Consider the following 6,071-nt stretch of genomic DNA (forward strand, 5'->3'; position numbering starts at 1 on the left):
ACCGGCGGCTCAGCCGTCGGCGCCCACTGCCCGCAGCACGAAGGCCTCGACTGCGGGCAGTGGCAGTCCACGGGGGGCCAGGCAGGCCTGGATCAGCGACAGGGTGGCGTCGAGGTCGTCGACGCGGAACGCGCCGCGCTCCAGGCCGTCGGTGAGGATGCCGCGCAGCGCCGCCTCGACCTGCACCACGTGGTCCCGGATCGCGACCTGCGCGGCCGGTGACAGCACGGCGTACAGCTGGGGGCCCAGCCCCATGTGGAACTGGTGGCTGTTCTCGACCTGGTGGCGCACGTAGGTGCGCAGCCGCTCGGCAGGGTCGTCGACCTCGCCGAGGGCGACCTCGAGCTGCTCGAGGTAGGCCTCGGTGCCGTCGGCCGCGAACCCGAGGACCACCTGCTCCTTGTCGTGGAAGTGGTGGTAGATCGCGGTGCGGCCGAGGCCGGCGCGCTCGGCGATCTGGGCCATCGAGATCGCGTCGAAGCTGCGCTCGGCCATCAGCTCGGCGAACGCCTCGAAGACCCGGCCGCGCAGTTGGGCGCGGTGCTCGACGAGGGAGTCGCCGGTGATGCGGGGCACGAGACCACGCTAGACCAGCGGCGGGCTGTCCGGGTCAGAGACGCGGAACCACGCGGCCGAGGAGGTCTCCCATCCGGGTGGCGGCGGCGCGACCCGCCTCGAGGACCTCCTCGTGGTTCAGCGGCTCGCCGCCGATGCCCGCGGCGAGGTTGGTGACCAGGCTGATGCCGAGCACCTCCATGCCGGCCTCGCGGGCGGCGATCGCCTCGAGGGTGGTGCTCATGCCGACCAGGTGGCCGCCGAGCACCCCGGCCATCCGGACCTCGGCGGGGGTCTCGTAGTGGGGGCCGGGGAACTGCACGTAGACGCCCTCGTCGAGCGTCGGGTCGATCTCGTGGCACAGGGCGCGCAGCCGGCTGCTGTAGAGGTCGGTGAGGTCGACGAAGTGGGCGCCCTCGATGGGGGAGCGGCCGGTGAGGTTGATGTGGTCGCTGATCAGGACCGGGGTGCCGGGCGTCCAGTCGGGCTTCAGCCCGCCGCAGCCGTTGGTGAGCACGATGGTGCGGCAGCCGGCGCGGGCGGCGGTGCGGACGCCGTGCACGACCGCGGGCACGCCGCGGCCCTCGTAGTAGTGGGTGCGGGAGAGGAAGACCAGCAGGTTCTTCTCGCCCGCGCGCACCGAGCGGATCCTGCCCGCGTGGCCGGCCACCGCGGCCGGGGCGAAGCCGGGCAGGTCTGTGGTGGCGATCTCGGCGGTCACGCTGCCCAGGGCGTCGACGGCCGGGAGCCAGCCCGAGCCCAGGACCAGCGCCACGTCGTGCTGCTCGACACCGGTCAGCTCGGCGAGGCGGACGGCGGCCGCGGCGGCCAGCTCGTAGGGGCTGTCGGGGGCGGCATCTGCTCGGTGGGTCACGACGGGACTGTAGCCGCGGGCGGCCGGTGCGGCCGATTTCGCGAGGCCCGCCGCGGCCCGGTGCGGGCGACCCGCCGGCTACAGGCCGGTGGAGCGGCAGGGCCGGTTGCGCAGCGCCGCGACGTAGTCGGCGGGGGCGTCCGCGGCCTCGGCGGCGTCCGCGAGCACCCCGAGGTACGACGCGGAGGGCAGCCCGCCCTCGTAGGCGTCGAGCACGTAGGTCCAGACGACCAGCTCACCGGCCATGGTGGCGACCCGCACCTTGGTCTTGAGGTAGAGCCCGGAGTCGGCGGCCTCCCAGCCGTCGAGGTGAGCCTCGTCCTCGCGGGTGACGTCGTAGACGGCGACGAAGACCTGGTCGAGGGGGTCCTCGACGATCGTGGACAGGGCGCCGTCCCAGCCGTGCTCCTCGCCGCCGAAGGTCAGCCGCCAGCCCTGCAGCCAGCCGGTGGTGTGCAGGGGGGAGTGCGGACAGCGCTCGCCCATGCGGCCGGGATGGAGGTTGGTCCCGTAGGCGGCGTAGAGCGTCACGCAGGGAAGGCTAGGCCATGGCGCCGGGAGATCGGCGCGTGCGGACCGGGGCGCCTTTGTCGCAGTTTCCCTCGCCTCCTAGGCTGGCAGCCGTGAGCCACTTCGATGTTCTCGTCCTTGGTGCCGGCCCCGGGGGTTACGTCGCGGCAATCCGCGCCGCCCAGCTCGGCAAGTCCGTCGCGGTCGTGGAGGAGAAGTACTGGGGCGGTGTCTGCCTCAACGTCGGGTGCATCCCCTCCAAGGCGCTGCTGAAGAACGCCGAGCTGGCGCACACGCTGGCGCACGAGAAGGACAAGTTCGGCATCGAGGGCGACGCCACGATGTCATTCGGGCCGACGCACAAGCGCAGCCGCCAGGTCTCCGACGGCATCGTGCGCGGCGTCCACTACCTGATGAAGAAGAACAAGATCACCGAGATCGACGGCTGGGGCACCCTCACCGGCGCCCGTGACGGCAAGCAGGGCATCGACGTCCGCGACAAGGACGGCAAGACCACGTCCTACACCTGCGACGACCTGATCATCGCCACCGGCGCGACCGTGCGGATGCTGCCGGGCATGACCCTGTCGAAGAACGTGGTGACCTACGAGGAGCAGATCCTCGACCAGGAGCTGCCCGGCTCGATCATCATCGGCGGCTCCGGGGCGATCGGCGTCGAGTTCGCCTACGTGATGAAGAACTTCGGCGTCGACGTGACGATCGTGGAGTTCCTCGACCGGATGGTGCCCACCGAGGACGCCGACGTCTCCAAGGAGCTGCTCAAGCACTACAAGAAGCTCGGCGTGAAGGTGCTGCTCGGCACCAAGGTCGAGAACGTCGAGGACACCGGCTCCGGGGTCAAGGTCACCGTCAGCCCCGCGAACGGCGGCGACGCCCAGGTGCTCGAGGCCGACAAGATGCTGGCCGCGTTCGGCTTCGCGCCGCGCATCGACGGCTACGGTCTCGAGAACACCGGCGCCCAGCTCACCGACCGCGGCGCGATCGCGATCGACGAGTACGGCCGCACCAACGTCGACCACGTCTACGCGATCGGCGACGTCACCGGCAAGATGATGCTCGCGCACGTGGCCGAGGCGATGGGTGTCGTCGCCGCCGAGGTGATCGCCGGCGCCGAGACGATGCCGGTCGACTTCGACATGATCCCGCGGGCGACCTACTGCCAGCCGCAGATCGGCTCGTTCGGCTACTCCGAGGCCCAGGCGAAGGAGAAGGGCTACGACGTGAAGACGTCGTCGTTCCCGTTCTCGGCCAACGGCAAGGCGCAGGGGCTCGGCGAGGCGGTCGGGTTCGTGAAGGTGGTGGCCGACGCCGAGCACAACGAGATCCTCGGCGCCCACATGATCGGGCCCGACGTGACCGAGCTGCTGCCGGTGCTCACCCTGGCCCAGAAGTGGGACCTCACCGCCGACGAGGTGGCCCGCAACGTGTTCGCGCACCCCACGCTGTCGGAGGCGGTCAAGGAGGCCGTCGAAGGCATCGCCGGCCACATGATCAACCTCTGAGGTGGCGTCCACGGTGGCTGGCTCCATGAACCGCGTCGTCATCATCGGCGGCGGCCCCGGCGGCTACGAGGCCGCGTTGGTGGCCGCCCAGCTGGGCGCCGACGTCACCGTGGTCGACACCGACGGGCTGGGCGGCTCGGCGGTGCTGACCGACTGCGTGCCGAGCAAGACGCTGATCGCCACCGCCGAGCTGATGGCCGACGTGGCCGGCGCGGCCGAGCTGGGCATCGACTTCACCGACGACCAGGGCGACACGGCGAGCTCGTTGCGGGTCGACCTGGCCCGGCTCAACGCCCGGGTCAAGCAGCTGGCCGCCGACCAGTCCGACGACATCGCCCGCCGGCTGGCCCGCGAGCACGTCGAGGTGGTGCGCGGTCGTGGGCGGCTGGACCCCGACGCGGTCTCGGCGCAGTCGGTGCGCACGGTGGTGGTCGACCTGGCCGACGGCGGCGAGCAGCGGATCGAGGCCGACGCGGTGCTGGTGGCCACCGGTGCCGCGCCGCGCACGCTGCCCTCGGCCCAGCCCGACGGCGAGCGGATCCTCACCTGGGAGCAGGTCTACGACCTCACCGAGGTGCCGTCGGAGCTGATCGTGGTCGGGTCGGGTGTCACCGGCGCCGAGTTCGCCAGCGCCTACCTCTCGCTCGGCATCCCGGTCACCCTGGTCTCCTCGCGCGACCGGGTGCTGCCCGGCGAGGACGCCGACGCGGCCCGGGTGCTCGAGGACGTGCTCACCCGCCGCGGCATGAACGTGCTGTCGAAGTCGCGCATGGAGTCGGTCACCCGCCACGGCGACCGGGTGACGGTCACGCTCACCGACGGCCGCACCGTCGAGGGCTCGCACTGCATCCTCGCGCTCGGCTCGGTGCCGAACACCGCGGGGCTGGGCCTCGAGGAGGCCGGCGTGGTGCTCAAGGACGGCGGGTTCGTCAACGTCGACCGGGTCTCGCGCACCTCCGCCCGCGGCGTCTACGCCGCCGGCGACGTCACCGGCGTCTTCATGCTCGCCTCGGTGGCCGCGATGCAGGGCCGGATCGCGATGTGGCACTTCCTGGGCGACACCGTGCACCCGCTGGACCTGAAGAAGGTCTCCTCGAACGTGTTCACCTCGCCCGAGATCGCCACCGTCGGCTGGTCGCAGCAGTCGGTCGACAGCGGCGAGATGCAGGCCGAGGTCGTGATGCTGCCGCTGTCGGGCAACGCCCGCGCCAAGATGCAGGGGGTGCGCGACGGCTTCGTGAAGCTGTTCTGCCGCCCCGGCACCGGCATCGTGGTCGGCGGTGTCGTGGTCGCCCCGCGCGCCAGCGAGCTGATCCACCCGGTCTCGATCGCGGTGGCCGAGTCGCTCACCGCCGACCAGCTCGCGCAGGCGTTCACGGTCTACCCCTCGATGAGCGGCTCGATCGCCGAGGCCGCGCGGAGGCTGCACCAGTTCGACAAGTGAGCCGCCCGAGGAGCCGGCTCAGCCGTCGAGGCGCACCGTCATCCCGACGGCGACCCGGTCGCCCGCGCCGAGCCCGAGGGGACGGCGTACCGCGTCCTTGAGCGGGAGCAGGTAGCCGCCGTCCTTCGGGAACAGCGAGGTCGTGAAGGTGACCGCCTCGACGTGCGCCTCCACCGGGATCACGCCCCAGCCGTAGGTGGCCATGGCGGCGACCTCGCGGACGTCGTCGGCTTCGTCGTCGGGCAGCGGCACGAAGAAGTACGGCGCGGGCCCGCGCCACTCGATCACGTGGCTGACGAAGTGCAGCTGCATCGTCGGATTATGCCTGCGGCGGGGCTGAACCGCTCAGTCGAATCAGTCGGCGTCGTAGGTCGACGGACATAACGGCCCGCCAACCCCTCGAATCGCCCGCCTCAGGGCCGTTATGTCCGTCGCGGTACGAGGACGGCCGACTCTGCCGCTGACTGGGGATAGAACGGGTCCATGCCGACCTTCGAGATCGAGTCGATCGGAACCGTGCTGAACGACCGGACGGACATCCAGCACACAGACAACTGGGGCGCCGTCCGCAGCATGATCGTCGTCGACGAGCGCTTCGGGGAGGCCTGCCTCCAGGGCCTGGACCAGTTCTCGCATGTCGAGGTGGTCTTCGTCTTCGACCGGTTCCCGGAGCCCGGCGACGTCCGCGAACCCCGGCCCTACCGGGGGCGTGCGGACCTGCCGCCCATGGGGGTCTTCGCCGGCCGCAGGCCTCGTCGGCCGAATCGCATCGGGGTGACGTGCTGCGCCATCGAGTCGGTGCGGGGTCGCGAGTTGACGGTCGTCGGCCTGGACGCCGTCTCCGGCACCCCCGTCATCGACCTGAAGCCGACGATGGCCGAGTTCCGCGCGGTGGAGCCGAGGCAGCCGGGCTGGGTCACCGCGATGATGTCGGAGTACTTCGAACCCTGATGCGCCCTGCGGTCGACTCGTGCGCGTGACTGTGCCAGAGCCGTCTCATGCCTTCGGCTGCCAGTCGAGGTCGAGGTGCACGCCGGTCGTGCGCTCGGGGTAGATGTCGAGGCCGACGGGTGCGGTGAGGATGAGGTCGGCTTCTTGGTCGGTGAGCGGGTGGGTGCCTTGGTCGTCGACGAGCGCGGCGAGGCCGTGAGGGCTCTGCCAGAGG

Annotated in this window: 7 protein-coding genes; 3 read left to right on the top strand and 4 right to left on the bottom strand. The window is 71.3% G+C overall.

Annotation, left to right across the window (positions count from 1 at the left end; all coding sequences use genetic code 11):
* Window positions 1-9 precede the first annotated feature (9 nt).
* From D6B71_RS19715 to D6B71_RS19725, 3 genes are all read right to left on the bottom strand, one after another.
* The gene (locus tag D6B71_RS19715) at window positions 10-576 is read right to left on the bottom strand and encodes a TetR/AcrR family transcriptional regulator (RefSeq protein ID WP_121258281.1); all 567 of its coding nucleotides are present in this window, start codon (window positions 574-576) and stop codon (window positions 10-12) included.
* A 34-nt stretch (window positions 577-610) separates the two neighbouring features.
* Window positions 611-1,429, bottom strand: a complete 819-nt coding sequence (locus D6B71_RS19720) for a purine-nucleoside phosphorylase (RefSeq protein WP_121258283.1) — start codon at window positions 1,427-1,429, stop codon at window positions 611-613.
* 78 nt (window positions 1,430-1,507) lie between these two features.
* Window positions 1,508-1,960 carry a gamma-glutamylcyclotransferase family protein gene (locus tag D6B71_RS19725; protein ID WP_121258285.1) on the bottom strand — a complete coding sequence of 151 codons (453 nt, stop codon included), beginning with the start codon at window positions 1,958-1,960 and terminating at the stop codon, window positions 1,508-1,510.
* 92 nt (window positions 1,961-2,052) lie between these two features.
* Here D6B71_RS19725 and lpdA point away from each other — a divergent pair, with 92 nt between their 5' ends.
* The gene (gene lpdA, locus D6B71_RS19730) at window positions 2,053-3,462 is read left to right on the top strand and encodes a dihydrolipoyl dehydrogenase (RefSeq protein WP_121258287.1); all 1,410 of its coding nucleotides are present in this window, start codon (window positions 2,053-2,055) and stop codon (window positions 3,460-3,462) included.
* Window positions 3,463-3,487: 25 nt separating this feature from the next.
* Window positions 3,488-4,906, top strand: coding sequence for an NAD(P)H-quinone dehydrogenase (locus D6B71_RS19735; protein WP_121258305.1), 1,419 nt, complete (start codon window positions 3,488-3,490; stop codon window positions 4,904-4,906).
* Window positions 4,907-4,924: 18 nt separating this feature from the next.
* Here the strand turns inward: D6B71_RS19735 and D6B71_RS19740 are convergent, their stop codons facing one another.
* Window positions 4,925-5,218 (bottom strand): DUF1905 domain-containing protein, encoded by a 294-nt coding sequence (locus D6B71_RS19740; RefSeq protein WP_121258289.1) that lies wholly within the window; start codon window positions 5,216-5,218, stop codon window positions 4,925-4,927.
* Between the two features lie 171 nt (window positions 5,219-5,389).
* On the opposite strand from D6B71_RS19740, the gene D6B71_RS19745 reads away from it, so the two are divergent.
* Entirely contained in the window at window positions 5,390-5,857 is a 468-nt protein-coding gene (locus tag D6B71_RS19745) for an SAM-dependent methyltransferase (protein WP_121258291.1), read from the top strand.
* Window positions 5,858-6,071: the final 214 nt, after the last annotated feature.

It is taken from the genome of Nocardioides ferulae (genome assembly GCF_003660455.1).
Classification (GTDB): domain Bacteria; phylum Actinomycetota; class Actinomycetes; order Propionibacteriales; family Nocardioidaceae; genus Nocardioides; species Nocardioides ferulae.

What these genes read in the sequence shown, in the direction of transcription:
- D6B71_RS19735 (WP_121258305.1), top strand. Translation starts at nt 3,488, where the DNA reads ATGAACCGCGTCGTCATCATCGGCGGCGGCCCCGGCGGCTACGAGGCC.
- D6B71_RS19740 (WP_121258289.1), bottom strand. Translation starts at nt 5,218, where the DNA reads ATGCAGCTGCACTTCGTCAGCCACGTGATCGAGTGGCGCGGGCCCGCG.
- D6B71_RS19745 (WP_121258291.1), top strand. Translation starts at nt 5,390, where the DNA reads ATGCCGACCTTCGAGATCGAGTCGATCGGAACCGTGCTGAACGACCGG.